Source organism: Mycobacterium sp. NGS68, from assembly GCF_059812195.1.
This window is the reverse complement of the sequence record NZ_JCALCE010000058.1, coordinates 1-21260: the sequence shown is the minus strand read 5'-3', so window position 1 is coordinate 21260 and position 21260 is coordinate 1. Positions and strand designations below refer to the sequence as shown.

At 61.7% G+C, this 21260-nt stretch carries 21 protein-coding genes, 3 tRNA genes and 1 pseudogene; 14 read left to right on the top strand and 11 right to left on the bottom strand.

Annotation, left to right across the window (positions count from 1 at the left end; all coding sequences use genetic code 11):
- Positions 1–169: 169 nt before the first annotated feature.
- The 3 genes from AC5Y5V_RS30390 to AC5Y5V_RS30380 all read left to right on the top strand — a co-directional run bounded on the left by AC5Y5V_RS30390 (position 170) and on the right by AC5Y5V_RS30380 (position 459).
- Positions 170–242 (top strand) — tRNA-Glu (locus tag AC5Y5V_RS30390).
- Between the two features lie 37 nt (positions 243–279).
- A tRNA-Asp gene (locus AC5Y5V_RS30385) sits at positions 280–356 on the top strand.
- 26 nt (positions 357–382) lie between these two features.
- Positions 383–459: transfer RNA gene (locus AC5Y5V_RS30380), tRNA-Phe, on the top strand.
- A gap of 32 nt (positions 460–491) precedes the next feature.
- Here AC5Y5V_RS30380 and AC5Y5V_RS30375 read toward each other — a convergent pair.
- From AC5Y5V_RS30375 to AC5Y5V_RS30355, 5 genes are all read right to left on the bottom strand, one after another.
- A complete protein-coding gene (locus AC5Y5V_RS30375) occupies positions 492–1649 on the bottom strand; it encodes a site-specific integrase (protein ID WP_023866550.1) in 1158 nt (385 codons plus the stop codon).
- A complete protein-coding gene (locus AC5Y5V_RS30370; protein WP_080677205.1) occupies positions 1650–1883 on the bottom strand; it encodes a helix-turn-helix transcriptional regulator in 234 nt (77 codons plus the stop codon). It abuts the gene before it with no gap.
- 10 nt (positions 1884–1893) lie between these two features.
- Positions 1894–3240: a cell division protein FtsK gene (locus tag AC5Y5V_RS30365; protein WP_023866549.1), complete on the bottom strand. Its 1347-nt coding sequence runs from the start codon at positions 3238–3240 to the stop codon at positions 1894–1896.
- Entirely contained in the window at positions 3237–3659 is a 423-nt protein-coding gene (locus AC5Y5V_RS30360; protein WP_023866548.1) for a hypothetical protein, read from the bottom strand. Before AC5Y5V_RS30360 ends, AC5Y5V_RS30365 begins: the two co-directional genes overlap by 4 nt.
- A gap of 99 nt (positions 3660–3758) precedes the next feature.
- Positions 3759–4553, bottom strand: a complete 795-nt coding sequence (locus AC5Y5V_RS30355; RefSeq protein WP_012396379.1) for a GntR family transcriptional regulator — start codon at positions 4551–4553, stop codon at positions 3759–3761.
- A gap of 77 nt (positions 4554–4630) precedes the next feature.
- Between AC5Y5V_RS30355 and AC5Y5V_RS30350 the strand changes: the two genes are divergently transcribed.
- On the top strand, positions 4631–5059 hold the full coding sequence (locus AC5Y5V_RS30350) for an NUDIX hydrolase (RefSeq protein WP_012396378.1): 429 nt from the start codon (positions 4631–4633) through the stop codon (positions 5057–5059).
- Between the two features lie 70 nt (positions 5060–5129).
- Here AC5Y5V_RS30350 and AC5Y5V_RS30345 read toward each other — a convergent pair whose 3' ends face one another.
- Positions 5130–5729, bottom strand: coding sequence for a TetR family transcriptional regulator (locus AC5Y5V_RS30345; protein WP_031349047.1), 600 nt, complete (start codon positions 5727–5729; stop codon positions 5130–5132).
- Positions 5730–6110: 381 nt separating this feature from the next.
- Between AC5Y5V_RS30345 and AC5Y5V_RS30340 the strand changes: the two genes are divergently transcribed.
- Together AC5Y5V_RS30340 and AC5Y5V_RS30335 are read left to right on the top strand one after the other, a co-directional pair.
- Positions 6111–6746, top strand: a complete 636-nt coding sequence (locus tag AC5Y5V_RS30340; RefSeq protein WP_023866545.1) for a TetR/AcrR family transcriptional regulator — start codon at positions 6111–6113, stop codon at positions 6744–6746.
- Positions 6747–6791: 45 nt separating this feature from the next.
- Entirely contained in the window at positions 6792–7214 is a 423-nt protein-coding gene (locus tag AC5Y5V_RS30335) for a DUF6188 family protein (protein WP_012396375.1), read from the top strand.
- Between the two features lie 115 nt (positions 7215–7329).
- Here the strand turns inward: AC5Y5V_RS30335 and AC5Y5V_RS30330 are convergent, their stop codons facing one another.
- Both AC5Y5V_RS30330 and AC5Y5V_RS30325 read right to left on the bottom strand, forming a co-directional pair.
- Positions 7330–8223 carry an alpha/beta fold hydrolase gene (locus AC5Y5V_RS30330; protein WP_014941273.1) on the bottom strand — a complete coding sequence of 298 codons (894 nt, stop codon included), beginning with the start codon at positions 8221–8223 and terminating at the stop codon, positions 7330–7332.
- Between the two features lie 14 nt (positions 8224–8237).
- Positions 8238–11306 (bottom strand): MMPL/RND family transporter, encoded by a 3069-nt coding sequence (locus AC5Y5V_RS30325; RefSeq protein ID WP_012396373.1) that lies wholly within the window; start codon positions 11304–11306, stop codon positions 8238–8240.
- An 800-nt stretch (positions 11307–12106) separates the two neighbouring features.
- Between AC5Y5V_RS30325 and AC5Y5V_RS30320 the strand changes: the two genes are divergently transcribed.
- Positions 12107–12793, top strand: coding sequence for a TetR/AcrR family transcriptional regulator (locus AC5Y5V_RS30320; RefSeq protein WP_012396371.1), 687 nt, complete (start codon positions 12107–12109; stop codon positions 12791–12793).
- Positions 12794–12805: 12 nt separating this feature from the next.
- Here AC5Y5V_RS30320 and AC5Y5V_RS30315 read toward each other — a convergent pair whose 3' ends face one another.
- Positions 12806–13999: a cytochrome P450 gene (locus AC5Y5V_RS30315; protein WP_031349045.1), complete on the bottom strand. Its 1194-nt coding sequence runs from the start codon at positions 13997–13999 to the stop codon at positions 12806–12808.
- Positions 14000–14065: 66 nt separating this feature from the next.
- Here AC5Y5V_RS30315 and AC5Y5V_RS30310 point away from each other — a divergent pair, with 66 nt between their 5' ends.
- Together AC5Y5V_RS30310 and AC5Y5V_RS30305 are read left to right on the top strand one after the other, a co-directional pair.
- Positions 14066–14647, top strand: coding sequence for a TetR/AcrR family transcriptional regulator (locus tag AC5Y5V_RS30310; RefSeq protein WP_012396369.1), 582 nt, complete (start codon positions 14066–14068; stop codon positions 14645–14647).
- Positions 14648–14862: 215 nt separating this feature from the next.
- Positions 14863–15177 (top strand): hypothetical protein, encoded by a 315-nt coding sequence (locus AC5Y5V_RS30305; RefSeq protein ID WP_080677204.1) that lies wholly within the window; start codon positions 14863–14865, stop codon positions 15175–15177.
- Here AC5Y5V_RS30305 and AC5Y5V_RS30300 read toward each other — a convergent pair.
- Both AC5Y5V_RS30300 and AC5Y5V_RS30295 read right to left on the bottom strand, forming a co-directional pair.
- Positions 15129–16670, bottom strand: a complete 1542-nt coding sequence (locus AC5Y5V_RS30300; RefSeq protein WP_230587760.1) for a rolling circle replication-associated protein — start codon at positions 16668–16670, stop codon at positions 15129–15131. The genes AC5Y5V_RS30305 and AC5Y5V_RS30300 overlap by 49 nt on opposite strands.
- Before the next feature lie 286 nt (positions 16671–16956).
- Positions 16957–17376, bottom strand: a pseudogene (locus AC5Y5V_RS30295) (tyrosine-type recombinase/integrase); the annotation flags it as partial.
- Here AC5Y5V_RS30295 and AC5Y5V_RS30290 point away from each other — a divergent pair.
- From AC5Y5V_RS30290 to AC5Y5V_RS30270, 5 genes are all read left to right on the top strand, one after another.
- Positions 17348–17800 carry a GNAT family N-acetyltransferase gene (locus AC5Y5V_RS30290; RefSeq protein ID WP_499942656.1) on the top strand — a complete coding sequence of 151 codons (453 nt, stop codon included), beginning with the start codon at positions 17348–17350 and terminating at the stop codon, positions 17798–17800. The pseudogene AC5Y5V_RS30295 and the gene AC5Y5V_RS30290 overlap by 29 nt on opposite strands.
- A gap of 82 nt (positions 17801–17882) precedes the next feature.
- Entirely contained in the window at positions 17883–18626 is a 744-nt protein-coding gene (locus AC5Y5V_RS30285) for a nucleotidyltransferase domain-containing protein (RefSeq protein WP_499942654.1), read from the top strand.
- Positions 18627–18630: 4 nt separating this feature from the next.
- Positions 18631–19335: a metallophosphoesterase gene (locus AC5Y5V_RS30280; protein WP_499942653.1), complete on the top strand. Its 705-nt coding sequence runs from the start codon at positions 18631–18633 to the stop codon at positions 19333–19335.
- Positions 19328–20446 (top strand): PD-(D/E)XK nuclease domain-containing protein, encoded by a 1119-nt coding sequence (locus tag AC5Y5V_RS30275; RefSeq protein WP_499942651.1) that lies wholly within the window; start codon positions 19328–19330, stop codon positions 20444–20446. Before AC5Y5V_RS30280 ends, AC5Y5V_RS30275 begins: the two co-directional genes overlap by 8 nt.
- A gap of 141 nt (positions 20447–20587) precedes the next feature.
- Complete coding sequence (locus tag AC5Y5V_RS30270; RefSeq protein ID WP_499942649.1) at positions 20588–21202, top strand: hypothetical protein; 615 nt, start codon at positions 20588–20590, stop codon at positions 21200–21202.
- The last annotated feature ends 58 nt before the right edge of the window (positions 21203–21260 follow it).

The following is a 21260-nucleotide window of genomic DNA, read 5'->3' as shown; positions in this document are numbered from 1 at the left end:
TGCGGATTAAAAGTCCGTAGCTCTACCAACTGAGCTATAGGGGCGCGGAGACCTAGGATACTGGTTAGCTGTGGGCACCTCGTTTGAGGATTAGGCCTGCGGTGACCTAAGCTGGCGTGGCTCCCAACGGTGATCAACGTTGCGAGTACCCCGGAGAGATTCGGTTCTGGCCCCCTTCGTCTAGCGGCCTAGGACGCCGCCCTTTCAAGGCGGTAGCGCGGGTTCGAATCCCGTAGGGGGTACGCGCGGCGCGGTATCCGTGGAGCGCAACAACAGCAAGGCCCTGTGGCGCAGTTGGTTAGCGCGCCGCCCTGTCACGGCGGAGGTCGCGGGTTCGAGTCCCGTCAGGGTCGCCAGCACGGCGAGGCACATGTTGCCTTCCGGCCAGGTAGCTCAGTCGGTACGAGCGTCCGCCTGAAAAGCGGAAGGTCGGCGGTTCGATCCCGCCCCTGGCCACCAATCTTGAGCTGCACGGACGCGGGGACAGCACTCTATGGATGTTTCGGTGTGTCCGGTTCCTGTCCGTTCGCCTGGTCTTTGGCGACGTCATTGAGCCGGTCGAGATTCGTAGCGACGTGGTCGAGTTCGTCTGAGTAGAGGTCGCTGTAGATGTTGGCGGTGACGGTCGGCGTCGAGTGCCCCATGGTCTTCTGGACGTAGCGGAGGTCGGCCCCGGATTTGCGGGCGAGGCTGGCGTACGTGTGGCGGAGGTCGTGGATCGTCAGCGGCGCCAGGCCGGTTTTCTTGAGGGCTTTGTTCCAGTGCGTGTGTCTGCGCCAGTTGTTTGATCTCAGGAAGCCGCCATTTGGTGACGTGATCGCTTGCTCTTTAGTCGAGCGGTTTTCGATTCGTGGCTTCAGCGCGTCGATGACGATTCGGGGGAGTGGGACGGTTCGGACGGCTGCGCGAGTTTTCGGCGGCCCGACGATGATCCGCCCTTCTACTTCCGGGGCGGCTTGGCGGACGTAGAGGCGGCGTGCTTTGAGGTCGATGTCGCCGACGCGCAGGCCGACGAGTTCGGACCAGCGCAGACCGGTAAAGGCCAGGATTGTGACGATGTCGCCTTGGTCGCCGCAGGCGTTTGCCAGGGCGGCGACTTCCGTGGCGGAGAGGTAGCGGTGACGTTCCCGCGCCGGAATCCGACCGGATGACACAGCCTGGGCCGGGTTGATGTGAATTCGGCCGTCCTCGCGAGCCATGTCGAGAATCGAGCGCAGCAGCCGGAGCGTGGCGAGTTTGGCCCACGGGCCCACGGTGAGGCCGCCGATGAACTGCTGCACGTCCTTCCGGCTGATCTCGTCAACCGGGACATGGCCGAAGCGCGGGCTGATACGTAGCTCCCAATGCTGCGCGTAGCCGCTCCACGTCTTGGGGGAAACGGCCGGCTGCTTCGATGCGCTGTATTGCGTCCAGATAGCGGAGAGGCTGGCGCGGCCAAGTCTGGGGTCGAATCGTCGGGCGCCGATCGCCGCCTCGCCGTCGCGATCGGCCTTGAACGCGCGCGCTTCCCGCATGGTGGCAAACGTCGATGACGTCTCGACCCATCCTGACGGGGAGTTTGGATCGCGCACCAGGTAGCGCACTTGGTAGCGCGCCTGGCCGGCTGAATTCGTCCGCTTTCGGATGCCGCGCGGTACTGATCCGGCCACTTAGCGGCGCACCTGCTTGAGCCACGCGCGGACTTCCGCTGCGTCCCAACGTCTTACGCGATCGGATAGCGTGTAGCAGGGTGGTCCCACGTCTTCGCCATGTTCGCGTAACGCGCCCCATCGGCTCATGGTCGCAGCGGATACACCAAGCAGCTCGGCCACCTGCTCCGCTGTCAGAAGCTGTGGAAAAGTCGCTATCGCGGGAGCGGTGGTGTTGATGCCGAGAGTTGCCATGGCGATTTCCTCAGCTATCTGCGGGACCAGCGGGTCTTTGGCAAGTGAGACCGTATTCTTGTGCAACAGAACGGATTAACGAATCTGGCCAGTAGTCGGCACGTACTCGCATCGTTGATCCGTCTTCGGCGATGACGTATCCGGTCCCAGGTTCACTTTGGTTGATGCGGTGCGCGGGTGCGGCATCAGCGAGGCCATCACCCAGAACCATCGCGACTTCGTCGCGTGAACGCAGCCGCAACGCAACGGTCTGGGTGAACAACCCGCGCATGGGCAGAATCTCCTTGCGAGGGTCCTGCATGAAGGCGGCGACCACGATGCCGACGGCCCTGCCCTTCGTCAGAATGCGTGAGAGCGAGCCCGCAACTTGCTTCCTCAGGGCGGCGTCCGTCATGTAGGCGGTCAACCCCGCCAATTCATCTATAAGCAGCACGACGAGCGGTTCGGCGGCGCTCGGTGTGTGCGAACGTGCTCGGCCGGCCATCCTGCGGCCGCGGCTATCCAGCAGCTCCTCCAACTTGTTAAGCAGGCTCGCGGCCTCGACCTCGGTTGTCGCAATCTTGCTGAATAGGGCGGAGCCGACTGACACTTCGATCCCGTACTTGAGGTCGACGGCGAACAGCCGGACGGTTCCTGACTTGACGGCTGGGCCCAGTCCGCCTGCGATGCCCCAGAAAATGGAGCCTTTGCCCGCCCCTGAGCACCCAACAGTGAGGGTGTGGAGGCCAGCGACGCGGAGAATCCAAGCCGAGCCGTTCTCGCGTCGGCCAATCTTAACGGCAGTTGCCTCGGTGCAGGTTGGCCGTCTAGCAGTTTCGATGGCCGACAGCTGTTGTCGCATAACCAATTCCATGCGAACCGTCCCGGGTGCAACCACCGTGGAACGGGCGGAATGTGCCCCGACAGCGTCGCGGATTGCGGGGACCGCGGTTTCGAGATCATCGACTGTCTGGCCCGTTCGTGTGCGGACGGTCATGTGCAGACAGTGATCGGAGATGCTCACTCCGAGAAGGCGAGGGTGGGTCCAAACCGTCTTCGTCGTGGTCTTGCCCTGCGAGTCCGTACCTGCCACGCGCTCGGAAGTCGACAGCCCGCAGGCCTTGGCAACTCGTGGCCAGGAAATCAACGCCCATAGCAGCCATCGGGCCCGCCGCGCAGGGGTTGCGACATAGCGCCTGAATGTGGCGGGCGAACGCAGTCTCCAAACGACGAGCGAAAGGGTGACCACGCCGGTCACCGCGGTGAGCCACGTGGCGCCGACCGTCAGCAGGTGCGTGAGGTCAAAGAGGTCCGTCCCGGCGTCGGGATCTGGAATCGAATACGGATCGCTAGGTACTACGGGGTCGTACTGACTCATGCTGACGCCCGGTCTGCCGCTGAGGACTCCGCCTTGCCGGTGTCCGCGGTCATGCCCGAGGCCCGAAACGACCACGCAATGCGGCCGGATTCGCTCGAACGGTCTACGTACGGCAACACGCACAGCCCCTCGAAAATCACTGGTGTGAAAGGCATTCCGGTAGTGTTCGGTGGGCACACAGGCTGCTTGGGCGTTGCGAACTTGACGGTCAGGGTGCGTGCCCGTTTGCTCGCGGCCGGATCGCCGTCGAGGACTTCCACCTGCCACAACGGCAGGCCTGATTCTCGATCAGTCGCCTGAACCTTGTTGTCTTTCGTTGACCGCTCGTAATCGATCACCGGCGTCACGTCGGACACCACGAACGCTTTGTGTGGGAAGACCTGCTGGTGAGACAACGTGAGCCACTTCGGCACAGACATTTTGTCGACCTTTCGTAGAACTGCTCTAGACAAGTTGAGGTTACATAGTCGTCTAGAGGAGTGCAACGGCCGACACGTGATTCGTGTGAGACTTTGCGCTCAGCGGGCCGGGAACTCGTATTCGAGCAGGTAGGCGGAGGCCACCTTCACGGTGTCGCAGACCTCCACCGCCACGTCATTGGTGTCGTAAGCGGTTCGCAGCACCGTCAGCACCGGAACTCCCGAGTCGAGCTCCAGCTGCCGCCGTTCTTCAGGAGTGGGCATCCGAGCGGCGACTTCTTCAGTGAAGCGAGCAAGCACATGACCGTGCTCTTCTAAGCGCGCGTAGATACCACCGGGTCCGGTATCCACCTGCTCGATCCTCGTGCCTTCGGCAAATGCCGCCGGAATGTACGAGACGGCCGTCTCAACGGGTCGTCCATTCGCCAGGTAACGCCTCGATCGCACGACGATGTCATCGTCGGCTGATATTCGAAGTTGTTCCGCTATAAACGAATTCGGCTTCTCGCGGCTGACGGCGATATTGTCGACTTGCGGCGAGTAGCCAGATTTCTCTGCCTCGACGGAAAAAGCCGCCTTTCCTTCGGCGCGATGCTGTCGTGCGAATCTATCCGACGCCAGCCTGCGGATTGGTGGCGTCGGCCGGACGAACACTCCGCGGCCGTGTTGCGAGATGACGAGTCCGTCGGAACGAAGCTCCTGCATGGCCTGTCTTACGGTCATGCGGGCCACACCGAAATGCTCGATCAGTTCCGCCTCGGACGGCAGTCGTTCCCCAGGCGGGAACCGACTGGAACTGATCGCCTCCCGCAACATGCTCGCGATCTGCCGATACGGTGGTTTGTCATCGGTGCGATCGATTTGTCCAAGTTGCAGCACCCGGCAGCCTTCCATTACATGTCTAGACGACTAGTCTAGGAAGCCAGTCAACCGGTGTCACGTCTGCCGGCGTCGAACAATGGAGACCAACGATGGGAACTACGCCAAAGCACTCGGTCAGTGTCGCCGGGGTCGTTGTACGGGATGACGGTCGGGTTCTCGTCATCCGGCGAGAGGACAACGGCCGCTGGGAGGCTCCCGGCGGAGTACTCGAACTGCACGAGTCCTTCGAGGACGGCGTTCGACGCGAAGTGCTCGAAGAAACTGGATTGAAGGTCACAGTGCAACGTCTCACCGGGGTCTACAAGAACCTTACTCAGGGCATTGTCGCGCTGGTTTACCGGTGCGGTCCTGCCGCCGGCGACACGCACCCGACTGCCGAAGCTCGGGAAGTCCGTTGGATGACGAAAGAACAAGTTGAGGGTGAGATGAGCCCTGCCTTCGCAGTGCGGGTTCTAGATGCATTCGATGAAGATCCGCACTCCCGCGCCCATGATGGAGTAAATGTCGTTTCAGGTTAAAGGTTATGACGGACCAGATTGCCGGGCAGTTGGCCAACCGTACGGCCCGGACTTCCAAAGCGGTCTGCACTCAGTCGAATCCAGCCAACGTAACCCTCAAGGCCCGTTCCAACTCAACGTGGAGCGGTGGTCTCGTTTTAGTGTCTTCACTCAGCCGGCGTCGAAGTATGAATTGTGCGGTGGCCAAGGCCGTGTGGACAAGCAGCGAGGGACGAATGTCCAACCCTGCATCGACGCCCATCCGTGCAGCGACGAGTTCGATGAACTTGCGGCCATCGTTATCGCTGATCAGTGCCGATTTGCTCAGTAGGTGGGGGGCGGTCAGTATGGCTTGTTGCCAGTAGTGCGGCTTCGGATTGGTTTTGTCCCACGCGGTTTCGGCGAACAACGCGATCAGCGCGTCGGCTGCTGATTGGTCCGATGGCTGAGTGCCATAGGCGGCAACGATTTCAGCGACCGTTTGCCGCAAGGGGGCGATCAGCAGATCTTCCTTCGTAGGCGCGTAGCGGAAGTACGTGCTGATGGATATCCCGGAAGCGGCAGCGATGTCCTCGGTGGTCACCGCAGCAAATCCACGTTCGGCAAAAAGTTGATGTGCGGTTCCCTGGATCTGCGAGAGCAACTCGGCGCGGCGTCGGTCCCTTAACGAGCCAGTGTTTGCGGAGGGCATGACATCGCCTTCGTCAATCCGACATTCCAGGCTTCCTTCTGCGCTATGGTACGAACAGTAGCGTAGCGAAACCAACAGTACTAGGGGTTGTTTTGCTGGTGTCGCGATGTCGGGGACCGAGGCAGGCGACGCGGATTGCACGGGAATGGCGGTCGCCTCACGAATATTCGCGAGTAGCCGCGGCCACAGGTGCCCGCCAATCGGGCTCAGGTTTCACACCGGCTCGGCATGGCGCAAATTCGGCGCTGGCTATATCGGTCGCCAAACAGTGCGCTCGTGCCTGCCGTTCTCGGTGCTGTCCGGGTTGTCGACATTCCGCTGAGAAGTGGCGCTCCGCAAGCCTCAGGTTGCTAGGTCCATCCCCCAGTAGAGGTCTGTGTCTTGTTGGCTGAGGTAGAGGCCGCGATGTCTCGTCCAGGGGCACACACCGCGAGCAGCGCAGCAGTCCTCGACGCCACCCGGGCGGTCGCAACGTTGGGCGGCTTCAAGGCGGTCCACTTCAAATCGGTCGCCAAGCAAGCCGGCGTCACGGTCGGGTCGGTGTATGACCATTTCACGTCGAAGACCCACCTGCTGGTGACGCTGCTCGCCCGCGAGTTCGTGCGCCTGGATGAAGAACGCGACTGGAGCACGTGTGCGGCGTCCCCGATTCGGCGAGTGGAATCCTTGACTCGGCGGCTTCACGACGAATGGCAGCAAAATGTGAAGCTCACCGAGGCCGTGGTTCGCGCATTCGTTACTGCTGGCACCGATGAAGCTCTGGCGGCCCAACATGCCGCCGATCTGATCGAAAGCATGCTGGCGCGGGCACTGAGTGGCGGTACGGAAGGAATCCACGAGCGACAGATCGCAGGGCTCATCGCTGATATCTGGCTGGCCAACTTGATGGCCTTCGTCGGCGGCCGGGCAACAGCGGAGCAGACACGCGAGTGCATCGACGGAGCTATGCGACTTGTTCTTGATGTGGGCGGGCGCCAACGATCTCTAGCAATACCGACAGTATCGCTGCGATACTAGAAGTCTTATAAGTGTGGCTCCGCTGACGTGTCGAAGGGAGCGGCTATGCCTGCACAATGGATCGAGCAGTGCACTGTTCAGCGAGTCTCACTGCAAGGTGGCCTGGTACTCGACCTCGACGATTACAGCGAGCTCGTAATCTCCCGTCCGATGCGGCTGACGCTTCCTGCAGTAGGAGCCTGGCCCGAGGAAGAGGTGTTGATCGACCCCGCCCACCTTTCGCCGGAAGAGCGGACGTTGTTGGACCTTGCCGGAGCGGTATGCACGCGGGCCTGGTTCGACGATGACGGGTCGCTCCATCTCGGGTTCTCCCGCGGACACCGCATCGATGTCCTCCCAGATGCAGCAGCGACCGCGTGGGAACTCTATGGCAAAGGCCATGGCTACATGGCGTGTCTGCCTCGGGGCCGAGTCCGAGCGGTTCGGCACGACCTTTCTGCCGAAGACGACGACTTAGATACTACGTAAATCACTACATGCGGGGCGTAGGGAACAATCTGGAGCGCTTAGTCGTAATGGCAGCCGGATTCGTCGAATTCAACGAGATCAATAGCAGGGCGGGCCGTGTCCATTGATTGGATCTTCATGTCATCCCCATTGTGCGGTCGAGGAAGTCGGTGACCGCGGCGGTGAACGCGTCGTTGTTGTCGCCGGCAACCATGTGACCGGTCCCGGTGACGTCCGTCGTTTCGGCGTGTGGGACGAGCTGGAGGAATTCGTTGACGGTGTCCTGGGAGACGACGTCTGACAGTGCGCCGCGTACTAGCAGCGTTGGGGCCGTGATTCGACGTGCTGCGTCGGCGAGAAATCCACTGATGGCGTCGAACTCCTCGCTGCCGGTCATGAGATTGCCTTGCAGGACATCGAAGTTGGAGCTGATGAAGGCGGGGTCCCAGCGCCAGATCCATCGCCCGTCGCTCCGTTGGCGCAGAACCTTGTGCAGGCCGTCGAGATTTTCGGGTCGCGCGCGGCGTGGGTTGTATTCGGCGATGACATCGGCGGCGTCATCGAGCGTGCCGAATCCGTCGGGGTGTGCGGCCATGAATGACACGATGCGATGGGCCCCATCAAATTCCATTCGTGGGGTGATGTCGACCAGGACAACGGCTGCCCAGAGGTCGGGTGGGGCCAGCAGGTGGGTAGCGAGGATGATCAGCCCGCCCAGCGACGCGCCGACGACGGCGGGGGGACTGTCGGGGCTGACGTGGTCTCGTACCGAGATCAGATCGGATACGAACCGTTCGACGTCGTATTGTCCGCTGGGGTCCCAGTCGCTGTCGCCGTGACCTCGTGTGTCGTAGGCGACGACGGTGTAGCCGTGGGAATGGAGTCGGCGAGCGGTGGTGGCCCATGCGTGACGGTTCTGACCGCCGCCGTGGAGCAGCAACACGACGGGGCGAGTCGCGGCGTGGCGGTAGCAATCGGCCACGAGGGTGATCCCGTCGCTGGTGCGGATGCGCCCCTGGCTAATCGTCATGTGGTCCGATGTGGTCAGCCGTTGTGAGTCAGGGGTTTCCGTTGCGGCCACCAGCTCGCTTCGCGCAGCAGGGTGGCGATCGCGGGAACGGTGAGGGTGCGAACGACGAAGGTATCCAGTAGTAGGCCGCAGCCGATGATGAATCCGGCTTGGATCATGATCGCGATGGAGCCGGCGATCAGGCCGAACATGCTGGCGGCGAAGATGAGCCCGGCCGAAGTGATGACTGAGCCGGTGTTTGCGACGGTTCGCAGGACGCCGACGCGAATGTTGTGGGCAGATTCTTCGCGTAGTCGCGAGATGAGCAGCATGTTGTAGTCGGCGCCGACGGCGACCAGGATGATGAACGCCAGAAGCGGTACGGGCCAGGCGATTTCCTTGCCAAGGCCATATTGAAAGACGAGGGTTCCCAGTCCGAGCGCGGCGCCGTAGTTGAGCACGACGGTACCCAACAGGTAGAGCGGGGCGACCAGGGCGCGCAGCAATACGACCAAGATGAGGCCGACGATGACGAGGGTCGCAAAGGCCAGCTGATGAAAGTCGGCGGAAAGCAGGCGTTGGATGTCGGAGTTGACGGCGGGGAATCCGGCCATCGACACCGTGGCGTTGGCCAGCGAGGTGTTGGGTCGTGCGGCATCGGCGACCTCGGTGATTTTGTGGGCGAGGTTCATCGCGTCGCTGCTGTAGGGGTCGTAACTGGATTCGATGGCGAAACGTGCGGTTTTTCCGTCGGGTGACAGGAAATGCTTTGCAACGTCGGCGAATTGGCGGTTCTCGAAGGCATTGGTGGGCAGGTAGAAGCCGCTGGCGTTGTCGGAGCCGGCGGTGGTTCGTGCGGAATTCTGCAGTTGGGTGGCGATTTGGCTCATGCCTGACAGCATTTCGATGTTGCTGTCGGCGAGTGTATGCACGCCGGTGGCGAGCGCCTGTGCGCCGGAGGCGAGTTGGCTGATGCCGCTTTGGAGGCGGCGGATGTTGCCGGCCAGGTCGGCGGGGTCGCCGAGCGCTCCGAAAGTCTTGTCCAGCGACGTGATTGTGTTTTGGACGTCGGCCACGGTGCCGGCCGCGGTGTCGCTGCCGGGCTGGTACAGGTCGCCGAGGTTGGCGAGCTGGTTGAAGAAGCCGGTATGGCGCAGGGTCACCAGGATCTGGACCTGGTCGCGGAGTTGGGTGCATTCCGGTGTGGTCGCACACCACGGGGAGGTGTTGAGCGCACCGACGAGCGGGTCGATGGCGGCGATCGCGTTTTGGGCCTGGTCGGCTTGCTGGCGCAGTCCCGGACCGGTTCGGATGGCTTGGTCGACGGCCGGGGCGGTAGCCGAAAGCTGCTGTAGCAGCGGACGGAACCGCTGGACTTGGGATCCACTGGATTGGGCTTGGGTGAGGAGTCCGGTCAACGGGGTCAACGCGGTGCGCAAGGTGGTGTCCAGTTGCGCGAGACCGCCGGCGAGTTGGTCGGCGCCGTGGGTGAGTTTGGCCAGGTCATCCTTGTGTGCGTCGCCCTTGGCGACCGCGCCGGCCATCTTGTCGCCAATCTCGCCGTTTTGCCACGACAGTTGAGCCTGGTCCAGACGCGCGCCCGTCGGCCGGGTGACACCGGAGACCTTGGTGACGCCGGGCAGTTGCGAGACCCGAGAGGCCATTTCATCCAGGTCGGCCAGGGCCTTGCTGGTGCGCATATCGGTGGGCGATTCGACGACCATGAATTCGGTGACGATGGCGTCCTTGCGAAAGTGCCTGTCCAGCAGTCGATATCCCTCATTGCTGGCCGTGGTCGCCGGCTGTCCTCGGCGATCGTCGTAGCTGATGTGCATAGTCAGCGCGACGGCTGCCAGGCCTAGCACCAGCGCCAGACTGGCGACCAATAGCGGCACGGGTCGACGGACCACCGCCACGGCGATCCAGTTCCAGTAGCGGCGAGTGCGATCTGCCTTGGGTTCACCGATGCCGCGTTTGGCCGCCAGCGCCAACACCGGGGGAAATAACGTCACCGTGGCCGCGAATCCGACAAAGACGGCGATAGCGCACGCCGGACCCAACGCGGCGAACACGCTCAACTTCGCGAACACCATGGCCAGAAACGCAAACGCCACGGTGGCGGCCGAAGCCAAAATCACGCGCCCGATGGTGGCGGTCGCGTTGATCACCGACAGATCCGGCGGAACGTTTTGGCGTCGCTGCTCGTGATATCGGCTGATCAAAAACACCGAATAATCGGTGCCGGCACCCAGCAGGATCACCGTCATGAAGGCGATGGTGAACTGCGATACCGGCATGCCCGATTCGCCCAACGCCGATAGCACTCCGCGCCCCACTGCCAGGCTTACACCGATGACCAGCAGTGGCAGCAAGGCGGTAAACACCGACCGATACACGACCAGCAAGATCATTGCGATCAGGCCTGCCGTCGCGATCGAGATGACAACCAAATCCTCTTCGGCCGAGGCGATTTGATCGTGGAAGGTGGCTGGGGGCCCGGTGACGCGAACATTGGTGGGTGAGCCGCTGAATGCTTGGGCGGCGATCGTGCGGACCGCCTGGACCGATTCGGCAGCTTTGACATCGCCCAACGTTCCGGCCACTCCCACCGGTACATACCAGGCTTTGCCGTCTTGGCTGACTGCCTGGCTTGCGGTGACGGGGTCGGCCAACAAGTCTTGAACCAGGCGTACGTGCTCCGAGTCGGCACGCAATCGCGAAATCATGGTGTTGTAGCGCTGGCGCACCGGCGCAGTCAGGCCCGCCGGATCCTCCATCGCGACAAATATCGTTGTCTTGGATCCCTGCTCGCCGAAGGCCGCGCCCATGCGGTCTACCGTCTGCAGCGATGGCGCATCGCGCGGTATGAGATTCACCGACTGCTGTCTAACAACGGTTTCCAGCTGCGGGAACAGCACCGCCAGGGCGGCGGCGGTCACCACCCACATGCCGATGATCAGCACCTTATGCCGGATGCTGAAACCCGCCAGGCGGGCCAGCCGATCGCTGTATGCGCCCTCACCGGCCGCCACTTTTTGCAGTCGCTCCCGAACGGGGCGACTCAAGGTCGCCACACCCGAAGAAACCCACCCGTAATCCGCCATCCCCCGCCCCGCTACCTCAAAAGAAACCAACGGTATCGCAACAGTACTACTAGTACCCTTCCGCCTGCCCGGCAAAACTGCCACCGGTGACCGAATCACTCCGATCGCCGCCGCGCAACCAGCAGCTTCGGGCGGTGGCCAACGCGCCGTCGACTGTCCAGCATGTCCGGTATAGCGATACGTGATCCCTTTGCGCACAGTTGATTTGGCAATAACGATGCACTCCGCACTGTGATAGTTTCATCAACGGCGCAGGCGAAATCCCAGCCGGGATATCAACCTGATTGGCTCCTCGCGCACGTGGTCATACATTTCCCGGTTCATCAACTCGTCGTCCAAGTAAGAGCACGAGCGAGGGGGGTAGTGACGGGGACGAACGCGGCCTTGGTCGTCGACCGGCGGCCGTGGGTGTAGGCGCCGGGTGATAGCGCGGCGGGCCAGCCTGAAATCGCGAACCCCGAGCGCCCACACATGCGTCTTGGTTAGCGCAAGCGCGACATTCATCGCCGACCAGCCCCGCCCGAGTGCACGATTCCCCCTCGCGCCCGCCGGCAGAGTTCGTTCGTCCGCCACACGAATCGGCCTGTGGTAGCCACGCCCTGGGGCTGCTCAACCCGGGATTGTCCGACCCACTGCCCGATCATGCTCCCTCCTTCCCCGCACAGACCCCTACAAGAAAGGGTACTAGTAGTAGCGCTACGCTACTATAGGTAGCATTAGTTGCCTAGAGTCCAGATCAATCGACCGATGCAGGGGCGATTCGGTGCGGGCTGGGTACGCGTGAGGTTTACGGTGACTACGTGGAGCGTGACACCCTGGAATTCCCGGTCGACGACGATGACGACGTTGACCCGCGCCGGCTGCGCTCACGAACCCGGCTCTTGGATGCGGCCACCAAACTCCTGAGCGCCGGCGGCATCGAAGCCGTCACCATCGATGCCGTCACCAAGGCCTCCAAAGTCGCGCGGACGACCCTGTACCGCCACTTCAGCAGCTCCACCCAACTGCTGGCCGCCACATTTGAGCGGCTCCTGCCGCAAGTCCACCCGCCACCGGCGACGGGATCTATGCGCGACCAACTCATCGAACTGTTGAGCCGACAGGCCACGCTGTTCCAGGAAGCCCCGCTGCATGTCACCACCCTGGCTTGGGTCGCGCTTGGCCCAACACCCGACGGCACCCAGGAAACCCAGGACCGACACGCGCTGCGCGCGCGGATCATCGACCAATATCGACAACCGTTCGTTGCCCTGTTGCAAAGCCCCGAAGCTCGCGCCGACCTGGATGACTTCGACATGGAGCTGATCCTGTGTCAACTCATCGGGCCTGTGGCGTTCGCCCGCCTCACCGGGCTGCGTGCCATCGATCGTCAAGACTGCGAGCGCATCGTCGATGACTTCCTCGTCGCGCACCGCCGCCAGGCAGATAAACCCGCACAGCGGGCCGTCAGCCGTAAACCAGTTTCGCGCCGCAGCGGCTCCGACTAGCCTGCAGCGCGGCTAATTCGCCGACCACGAGATCGGCAACGACAGATAACCTCGGATGGGGCCCGACCGCAGGCGTTGCGCGCGCTCTAGGTCGACCTCCCAGTTGGGCACCCGGGCCAGCAGGGCACGCAACGCAATCCGGGCCTCCATCCGCGCTAACGACGCGCCGAGGCAGAAGTGAATGCCCCTGCCGAATGCCACTTGGTGTTCGGGTTTGCGCCCGATATCAAATACGTCGGGATCGGCGAACACGCGTTCGTCACGATTAGCCGAGCCGAACAACAACAGCACCGATTCACCGGCGGACATCCTGACGCCATGCACTGTGACGTCGCGGGTCAACGTTCGCGAAAGTCCTTGCGCCGGTGAGTCATACCGCAGCAACTCCTCAACGGCTGCCCCGAGCAAGCTCTCATCGCCAGCCAGCTGGCGGCGGGTGTCGCGATAGTCGGCCAGTACCACCGCGGCGTTGGCCAGCAGATTCGACGTCGTCTCATGACCCGCGATCAGCAGCAGCAGGCAAAAGCCAAGCAGTTCGTCGTCACTGAGGTGCTTTCCGTCGATCTCGGCACACACCAACGCTGACATCAAGTCGTCGCGCGGTTGGCGGCGGCGGTCGGCGAGGAAATCGGTGAAGTACCCATAGATCGCGGCCGCGGCTGCCAAAGCCTCGCCGGTCTCGCCGTGGGTGGGATTGGATTGCACCAGCGCGTTCGACCATTGCCGAAATTGTGTGCGGTCCTCGCGCGGCACACCGAGCAAATCAGCGATCACCATCGCTGGTAGTACAGCTGCGAAGTCGGCGACGAAATCGGCCGAACCTGCTTCCTGTATTAGGCCGCCCGTCAAGTGATCAGCGAGGTCCTCGATCGCGGACGTCAGCGCCGCGATTCGGCGTGGTGTGAAGGCTTTGCTCACCAATGCCCGCAGCTGATCGTGTCGCGGGGGATCCATCAAAATCATCATCGGCAGCAGCGATTCGCGAAAAGTCGAGCCCGGCGGAGTCGGAAATACTCCGTCGACCGACGAGTAGCTGTGATGGTCCAGCAGCGCGCTGATGACATCTGCGTGGCGACTCAGTACCCACGTGTTGGTATCGGTGGCGTGGTAGACGGGTGCGTCGTCGCGTAGCTGCCGGTAGACGGGGTAGGGGTCATCCTGAATTTCCGGGTCAAAGGGGTCGTAGCGAAGTTGTACGGTCGACATGAGCGTCTCCTGCCACATTGCAGAACACCGGTTTAGACTGAGAGTTTAAACCGAGGGGAGGACTTTATGCGTAAGATTCCCGCTCAGATTTCCGAACGGTTGCCGGCTGCGGCCGAACTCTTTGCCGAGCGCGGACTCAACGACACAAAGATCGAAGACGTGGCCGCGACCACGGGCATCGCCAAGGCCACGCTCTACTACTACTTCGCCGGTAAAGAAGAAATACTCGCCTTCCTGCTCGAAGACGTCCTACAACACGTCGCGGACGAGGTCACCGCGATCGTCGAGGCAGACGGCACCGCCGCCCAACGCCTGCACACCGTCATCAATGCTCAACTGCGCGTGATGGCCCAGCGGCCCGCGGTCTGTCGCGCCCTCATCGGGGAACTGGGCCGCGCCGCCCGCATGCCCGCCATCGCGGACATGATCACCACTGCCTACTTCGAACCCGTCGAGACCTTGCTTCGGGCGGGTGCCGCCGACGGCTCACTCGTGGCACTCGACAAACCCAGAGCTGCCGCCATCGCCCTATTCGGTGCGGTCACGATCAGCGCACTGACCTACCTCATCACCGACGATGCGCTCAACGAAGAGCTAATCGCGCGAACAATCCACGACGTCGCGTTTATCGGCTTACGGCCACGCTAACTGCCCCCGCAGACGTGTCACCGTCGTCTCGTATGTGAATACCTCGCCTCGACGGCCCTGCGGCTTGTGGAAATGCGTGTTGGGTCGTCATCGCCCGGGTGAGAAGGACTAGCAGGTAAGGAGTTCGCGCCATCGTGCAGCGGTGCTGCCCCCGTCCTATAGTCTGCGCACAAAATGTGTCGGCACCATCGCCGACCGACGCAGAGGTCCACCGAGTGAACGAATCATCCGATATCCCGGGTAACGCCGGCAAACCCGGCGACTTCATAGTTCTCCGCGCAGAATTGGCTGAGTTAGTAGATGAATTCGTGCCAGTTGTAGCCGACCTATGGCCACGCTTGGAAGATCATAAATACCGTTGGCAACTCTATGACTACGGGCTGTCAGACGGCGAAGACAAACTCGTCGTCTCGGACATCATTGCTGCGCTGCTCGAAGCGCTGAAGGGCATGGGCATTGCGCGCAATAGACTCGTTCATGCTCAGCTCAAAGCCGACGACCACGAGCCAGGGCCCTCAGGCACGACATGAAGCGGCAGGTCGCGGTTGGGTCCGGATGAGCCTTTCTCTACCGATAACGCCTTCGCAAGCTGGGATGCGAACGCCGGTCCGTCATTCACAAGCACGTAGCCGCCAGCAATTCCGCCTTGGTTACAAAGAAGCCGTCGCCGGCGGACCCTCCGATGGCGTACTTTGCCAGTCTGACTGTCCACTCGTCGAACTACGAAGCGCGCCATTCGCGGAACGACCGCGGTGGGGAAGCGTTGCGTGGAATTACCGTAGCTGGTTTGTGAACGAGACCAGCGACGGATGATCCTTCTTGCGGTCAGGTACGCATCCTTATTGATCTCCACAATCGCGGTCGCTCGTCGCAACCCGTGGACCCCCCAAAAGCGACCCGGCCCGTAGCCCGGCCGCCGCCAGGCTTCGGGGACAATGTGCTGATATTCCTTATCGCCCAATTTATTCGGCGACGAGTGCTTGGTGAAGTAAACCGCCAAGCGCTTGGGATCGCAGGCACGTAATCCGTTGAGGATGTCGATCCCCGTGCCAGCGGCCAAGTGGCGCGCGCGTTGCTCCGGATCTGGATGGCCGACGACTTCCGCCCATTCCTGTGACAACCAGTCTCGGAATTTGCGCCCTGATCGGCCGACCGTATGCGGGGGAGCCATCCATAGGTGAATGTGCGGTGCGCCACGGCGTTGAAATTCCAACTTCCAGATGTAGCGGGCCGGTTCACCCCACTCGCGTTGAAATCGTTTGCGCCACAGAGCCATATGTCGTTTCACGCTGGCCCCGTGAGGCGCGACGGCTTCCCAGTCGCCTGGGTAGGTCAGGGTCACCATCGCTGGCACACGGCCGCATTCCACCAGCGGTGTGTAGTCGAGCTCGGCGAAGGTGCGGCACATCGCGGCCCTCGACTTGCGAGACCATTCGGTGATCGTGCGGTCAGATGGGTTGGACCGGTCACGGCCCGTCTTGATCCGGTCCTCCTCGGCCGCTACATCCACCCGGTGGCGTTTAACTGCCCGCTCCGATGCCTTCTCCGCACGAGCAGGACTGGTCCAACCGAGGCGCACCACGCCAGGGCCCACCGTGATCCGGAACCGGCCGGACTCCGGTTCCACCCCGAGACGGTCTTGCCCGTCTGCCCATGGCTGTGCCGGCTCAAACAGCGCTGCCGCCGAGGCCACCAAGTCGGAGCTCGGGAACCGCAGCCCCAGCGCATCTGCGGCCGACAGTTCCGCATCGGCGCCGCCCTCGATGCTGTCGCGGACACTTTTGGCACATATAACAAGCCCGTTGGTCCCAGCCGGAACACCGTCTACGTCGCTCCCACCGTCCGACCGACCGCTACCGCTCTCGCGCCCTCCGGCCGTGCCGGCCTCGGGCCCTCGCGGTCTACCGGCGTCCGCGACTCCGTCCGTGTTCCGGCTGGCCGTTCGGGTCGTGCCCGGGCGAAGAGTGGGTCGCTGCGCAATCGCGCTCGTTGAATGCGCGCTCGACCTCGTGATGCTGGGCATCGGGTGCCTGCTCCCCGGGAGCCCGCGGCGCGCGTCCCTGGGTGACGGGCGATGATGGGTTCCCTGACGGGAGTGCTGTCACCGTGTCCGGTTTGTGTCCGATCGTCGGACGAGCACCCTGCGTCAGACGCGCTCAGCGCGCCGTATTTGACGTATGGGTGTCGTTAAGCCGCAGGCCAGCGGCCGTTCCGCCCACCTGAAAAGCGGAAGGTCGGCGGTTCGATCCCGCCCCTGGCCACCATTCTCTACCTGCATAGACACGGTTCTTGCACTCGGTTGCCAGTTTTCTCTCTTTGTCCGGTTCTTGTCCGGTCTCGGTTGTTCGGGTTTCCGTGGCGTGAAGCTGGTCGAGCTTGGTCGCCACCTAGTCCAGTTCATCCGAGTAGAGATCGCTGTAGATGTGGGCCGTAACGGTCGGTGTGGAGTGGACGGTTGGTGTGGAGTGGCCCATTGTCTTCTGCACGTAGCGCAGGTCGGCGCCGGACTTTCTGGCTAGGCTGCCATAGGTATGGCGCAACTCATGGATCGTCGGCGGTGCCAAGTTGGTTTTCTTGAGTGGGTTCTTCCAGTGCGTATGGCGACGCCAGTTGTTCGATCGCAGCATTTTTCCTCTGGGGGAGGCAACGGCCGGTTCGTCCCAAGCTATCCTGGAGTGCACCGTCGGCCGAACTAGCTGCGTGGACGGCGGTGTCCGCACTGGTTGCCTCGGCCATGTAGCGTTGGCGCTCGCCCGTGACACCGACGATACGGCCGTACTCTGGCAGCGTGCCACCGGCGGAGACATCAGCCAGTTGGCAATACTCGCAAGGCTTTTCGTCGACCCCGACCACCGCGACGTCGGCGCCGGCTCTCTGCTTATGGAAGCTGCGCGCCGGTTCGCCGACGAACATCATCTGGCGGTTGCCGTCGACGTGATGCTCAAGGACCGTGACGCAATCCGACTGCATGAAAAACTCGGCTGCCAGAGGCTCGGGACGATTGTCCACGAGCACAGCCGTAGCCAGACTGAGCCAGCGGCCGTCTACGTTGTGCCTCCCCGACCGCTCACGGATTCAAAGCAAGGTAGCCCTGCAAGTTGCAGGGAGCCATCCAATCCGACAGCGGCCCTGCGACTGGACCCGCTGTGTTGAGTCGCAGGTAACGAGCGTTGCAGCGCTGCACTGTCGGAGGTGTCGTCTACATTTGGATTGAAGCGAACAAAGGGAGCCTCGCGTGACCGCAGCACATGCGACAGGCCTGGTCAGGCAACTGCTGGCCGAACTCGGCGACGACAACTGTGGCCTGGTCTTGTACGGAAGCCAGGCGCGAGGCACATCTCGAGACGACAGCGACATCGATGTCCTTCAGCTTGTTGAGGACAACCCGCGTTCGTATGCTGTTGGCTCGATGAACGTGACGGTCTACACGACCGCCCATCTCACGGCGTTGGCCGAGCGCGGCAGTCTTTTCGTCCGCCACCTTATTGACGAAGGCATCATCCTGTCGGACCCGTATGATCTGGTCTCTGCCGCGTTGGGCGCCTATCGTGAACCGGCGACTTATCTCCGATTGAAGACGGAGTTGCGTGTACTCCTCGAAGCGATGTCGAAACCTGATGCGGCACAATATCGCCCGCTGCTGGATAACTTGGCGCGATTCACTGTTCGTTCCGCGTTATACGTTCAGACGGCGGAACTTGGCAAGCCAGTCTTCGACGTGGAGGCTGCGGCGCAAGTAGCTGGTATCCCGGATGTCGCGGCCCAGCTTCGGAGTTCAATTGTTGAAAATCTCGCCACTCTTCTTGGTAGTGGGGTGCAATTGCTGGACGTGCCGTTGCCGACAGGCATACCGAACACGCTTCAAGCGATCACGGTATGGTCCATCGGCCGCTATCCGCTTGTGTCCAAACAGCTGGAGCATGCAATCGCCGGCAATGCCCAGATTGACTACTCCCTCTTGACGCTCCCGCCGTCCTAGCCGTATGGACCGTTTTGCAACTGCGATCGTCGCGGGCGATGTCCACGGCGAGGTCGCGCCATTGGAGGCATTGCTCGCGCTAGTTCGTGCACGAAGGCAACCAATGGTACTCCTCGGCGATTATGTGAATCGTGGGCCGCACAGCCGACTGGTGCTCGAAGCTCTGGCTAATGCGCCCGAATATATGGACGGGCGGTTCGTATTCCTTCGTGGAAACCACGAGCATGAACTTCTGAAGTTTCTCGATGGTGGATCTCTAGAGGAATTCGCAGCCCATGGAGGCCTTGCCACCATCAAGTCTTATCTGATGGAAGACATCACGGATGATCCGACACGGGCCTTCCGTGAGCGATTCGACCCTCGTCACCGAAAGCTGCTTGAATCGCTGCCGTCGTTCTTCGAAACCCATGACTACCTCTTCTCCCACACCGGGTTCGACCCACTTGATGTATCGCTTCGCACAGATGCCGCGGTGGCTGGGCGCGGCAATCCAAAGATCTTCCTCCACGGCGGTCCGTGGCCGCGACGGCGCACATTCTTCGGCCACTTCGTTCAACCGACTAGTAAGCCTTATGTTTCGCAGCATCTCGTATGCCTGGACACCGGGTGCGGCACTCTGCGGGGGCGACCGTTGACAGCGTTCGACATCGCTAGCGAGCAAATCCTGCAATTTGAGTCGAGCACCGACGTCGGAGATGGGATTGACTAGACCGCAACATTCCCTGGAGCAGCTTGCACGGGCTGTCGAAACGAACGAAACCATCGTTGCAGTCCACTACGCATGCGAATCAATCATTACTCCGAAGGACTACCCGCCAGGCGTTGCGAGCATCGCGATCTACGACCTTGGCAGCGGTGAGGTCTCCGCGTTCAGCCGTACCGATGCGCCGAAGGGTGTGGCTACGGCCGACCTCGAACTCGACCTCTTACGCCGGTTCTTCGTACGGCTGGGGTCCTACCAAGAGGCGCTGGCTATTCATTGGAACATGAATCGGCCAGAGTACGGGTTCGATGCCCCCCTAACGGCTCGACTTCGCTATCTAACGGACCAGCCAGAAGTCACCTCGATTCCCACGCGGCGAATCGACATCGACAATCTGTTCGTCGAGCATTTCGGCGACAAATACGCGCCGCATGGTCGACTTCTCAATATGGCAATGTTGAACCAGCTCGACACTCGATCCGCCCTCAAGGGTAAGGACGAGGCCGACCGATTCACCGTGGGAGACTGGTCGGCCGCATCGAGGTCATGTGCGAGCAAAGCGAAGATCATCGGCGAGCTTTTTCTGAAGCTGATCAACGGAACGGTGAAGACGGCTTCCTCTCCCGGCGTTGTCGGCTTCGCGGGTGCGCGGCTGGAAGCTGTGAAGGTTATTGAGAGCATCGCAGAAAAATTCGTCCTCGTTCAGCGAAGCCTGCGTAAACACCCCCGGGGCAAGCAGACGATTGACTTCTCTGACGAGTGGGACGATCAGTACCTTTTCAAGGCGCTTCTGAAACTTTTCTTCGACGACATCCGGGACGAGGAATACGTACCTTCGTATGCGGGCTCGAACAGCCGCATTGACTATCTTCTCCCCGCGTACGCCATCGGGATCGAACTGAAGCACGCTTCCAAATCGCTGACGCACAAACAAGTTGGCGAGCAATTGATCGTCGACCGCGACCGTTACAAGGGCATCGGGAACATCGGCCACCTGATCTGCATTGTGTTTGACTTGGACGGGTGGGTCGATAATCCGCGAGGGCTTGAGAGTGATCTGAGAATCGATGTGTCGCAGCCCGGAATGACGGTCACAGTTGTTGTTGTCGATCGGTAGTCGCAGTCGCGAACAGATCCCATTTGCGACTGCCGCCGCTACCCGTACGTGTCGGCGTGATGGCACAGTCGATGAGATGGCGGTGTGCCGCCAACGGAATTCACTGGAGGTGGTCGGTGCAACTCCGTCAGACTTGTACAGATGGGATACAAGGACGACCCGGTTGGATACGAACGACGACTTCGCGCGAAACTGACGCCGAACGTCATTCGAGGAACGCTGGCTTTCGCCGGCCTCTACCAGATCACGCACGAGATGATCAAACACGCGGTGCTCGTTAAGGTTCGCGAATTCTTTTGTCTGGACTGGAGCTTGGACGGCAATTCGATGACCGCCGAGGGAGAGGCACAGTACCGCCACCACGTTCTATCCTTAACGCCGAACAGGTTTCGTGCATCCTTGATGTGGCTGGTCAGAAACGACGCAATCGCACAGATTCAGGCGGATCGACTTGAGTTGATCCGTACTCATCGTGATGACCTCGTTCACGAATTGGTCAAGTACGTCATCGACCCCGACGAGGACCCGGATGTTGAGCTCTTGGTCGACGCGCTGGCTACTTTAAAAGATCTGCACCGTTTCTGGATCAACATCGAGCTCAGCACAGGCGGCTTCTATCGTCCTGACGAGTCGGACGTCGGCGACGTTGACGCCGATGAGGTCATGCCGCTTTCGCTCATGATCCTCCAGCAGTGCCTGGATGCTTACCTTGAAGGTGTCGCGCCACCTAGTCCGAGGGAAGACTGCTCGGAGTAGCGCTCGAGTCGCAAACGATCCGCTTGTCCTGCTGTCGAGGCACGAGAGTCCTACGGCG

What these genes read in the sequence shown, in the direction of transcription:
- AC5Y5V_RS30370 (WP_080677205.1), bottom strand. Translation starts at nt 1,883, where the DNA reads ATGGCAACTCTCGGCATCAACACCACCGCTCCCGCGATAGCGACTTTT.
- AC5Y5V_RS30365 (WP_023866549.1), bottom strand. Translation starts at nt 3,240, where the DNA reads ATGAGTCAGTACGACCCCGTAGTACCTAGCGATCCGTATTCGATTCCA.
- AC5Y5V_RS30330 (WP_014941273.1), bottom strand. Translation starts at nt 8,223, where the DNA reads ATGACGATTAGCCAGGGGCGCATCCGCACCAGCGACGGGATCACCCTC.
- AC5Y5V_RS30300 (WP_230587760.1), bottom strand. Translation starts at nt 16,670, where the DNA reads ATGCCCAGCATCACGAGGTCGAGCGCGCATTCAACGAGCGCGATTGCG.
- AC5Y5V_RS30315 (WP_031349045.1), bottom strand. Translation starts at nt 13,999, where the DNA reads ATGTCGACCGTACAACTTCGCTACGACCCCTTTGACCCGGAAATTCAG.
- AC5Y5V_RS30270 (WP_499942649.1), top strand. Translation starts at nt 20,588, where the DNA reads ATGGGATACAAGGACGACCCGGTTGGATACGAACGACGACTTCGCGCG.
- AC5Y5V_RS30350 (WP_012396378.1), top strand. Translation starts at nt 4,631, where the DNA reads ATGGGAACTACGCCAAAGCACTCGGTCAGTGTCGCCGGGGTCGTTGTA.
- AC5Y5V_RS30335 (WP_012396375.1), top strand. Translation starts at nt 6,792, where the DNA reads ATGCCTGCACAATGGATCGAGCAGTGCACTGTTCAGCGAGTCTCACTG.
- AC5Y5V_RS30360 (WP_023866548.1), bottom strand. Translation starts at nt 3,659, where the DNA reads ATGTCTGTGCCGAAGTGGCTCACGTTGTCTCACCAGCAGGTCTTCCCA.
- AC5Y5V_RS30310 (WP_012396369.1), top strand. Translation starts at nt 14,066, where the DNA reads ATGCGTAAGATTCCCGCTCAGATTTCCGAACGGTTGCCGGCTGCGGCC.
- AC5Y5V_RS30325 (WP_012396373.1), bottom strand. Translation starts at nt 11,306, where the DNA reads ATGGCGGATTACGGGTGGGTTTCTTCGGGTGTGGCGACCTTGAGTCGC.
- AC5Y5V_RS30280 (WP_499942653.1), top strand. Translation starts at nt 18,631, where the DNA reads ATGGACCGTTTTGCAACTGCGATCGTCGCGGGCGATGTCCACGGCGAG.
- AC5Y5V_RS30345 (WP_031349047.1), bottom strand. Translation starts at nt 5,729, where the DNA reads ATGCCCTCCGCAAACACTGGCTCGTTAAGGGACCGACGCCGCGCCGAG.
- AC5Y5V_RS30355 (WP_012396379.1), bottom strand. Translation starts at nt 4,553, where the DNA reads ATGGAAGGCTGCCGGGTGCTGCAACTTGGACAAATCGATCGCACCGAT.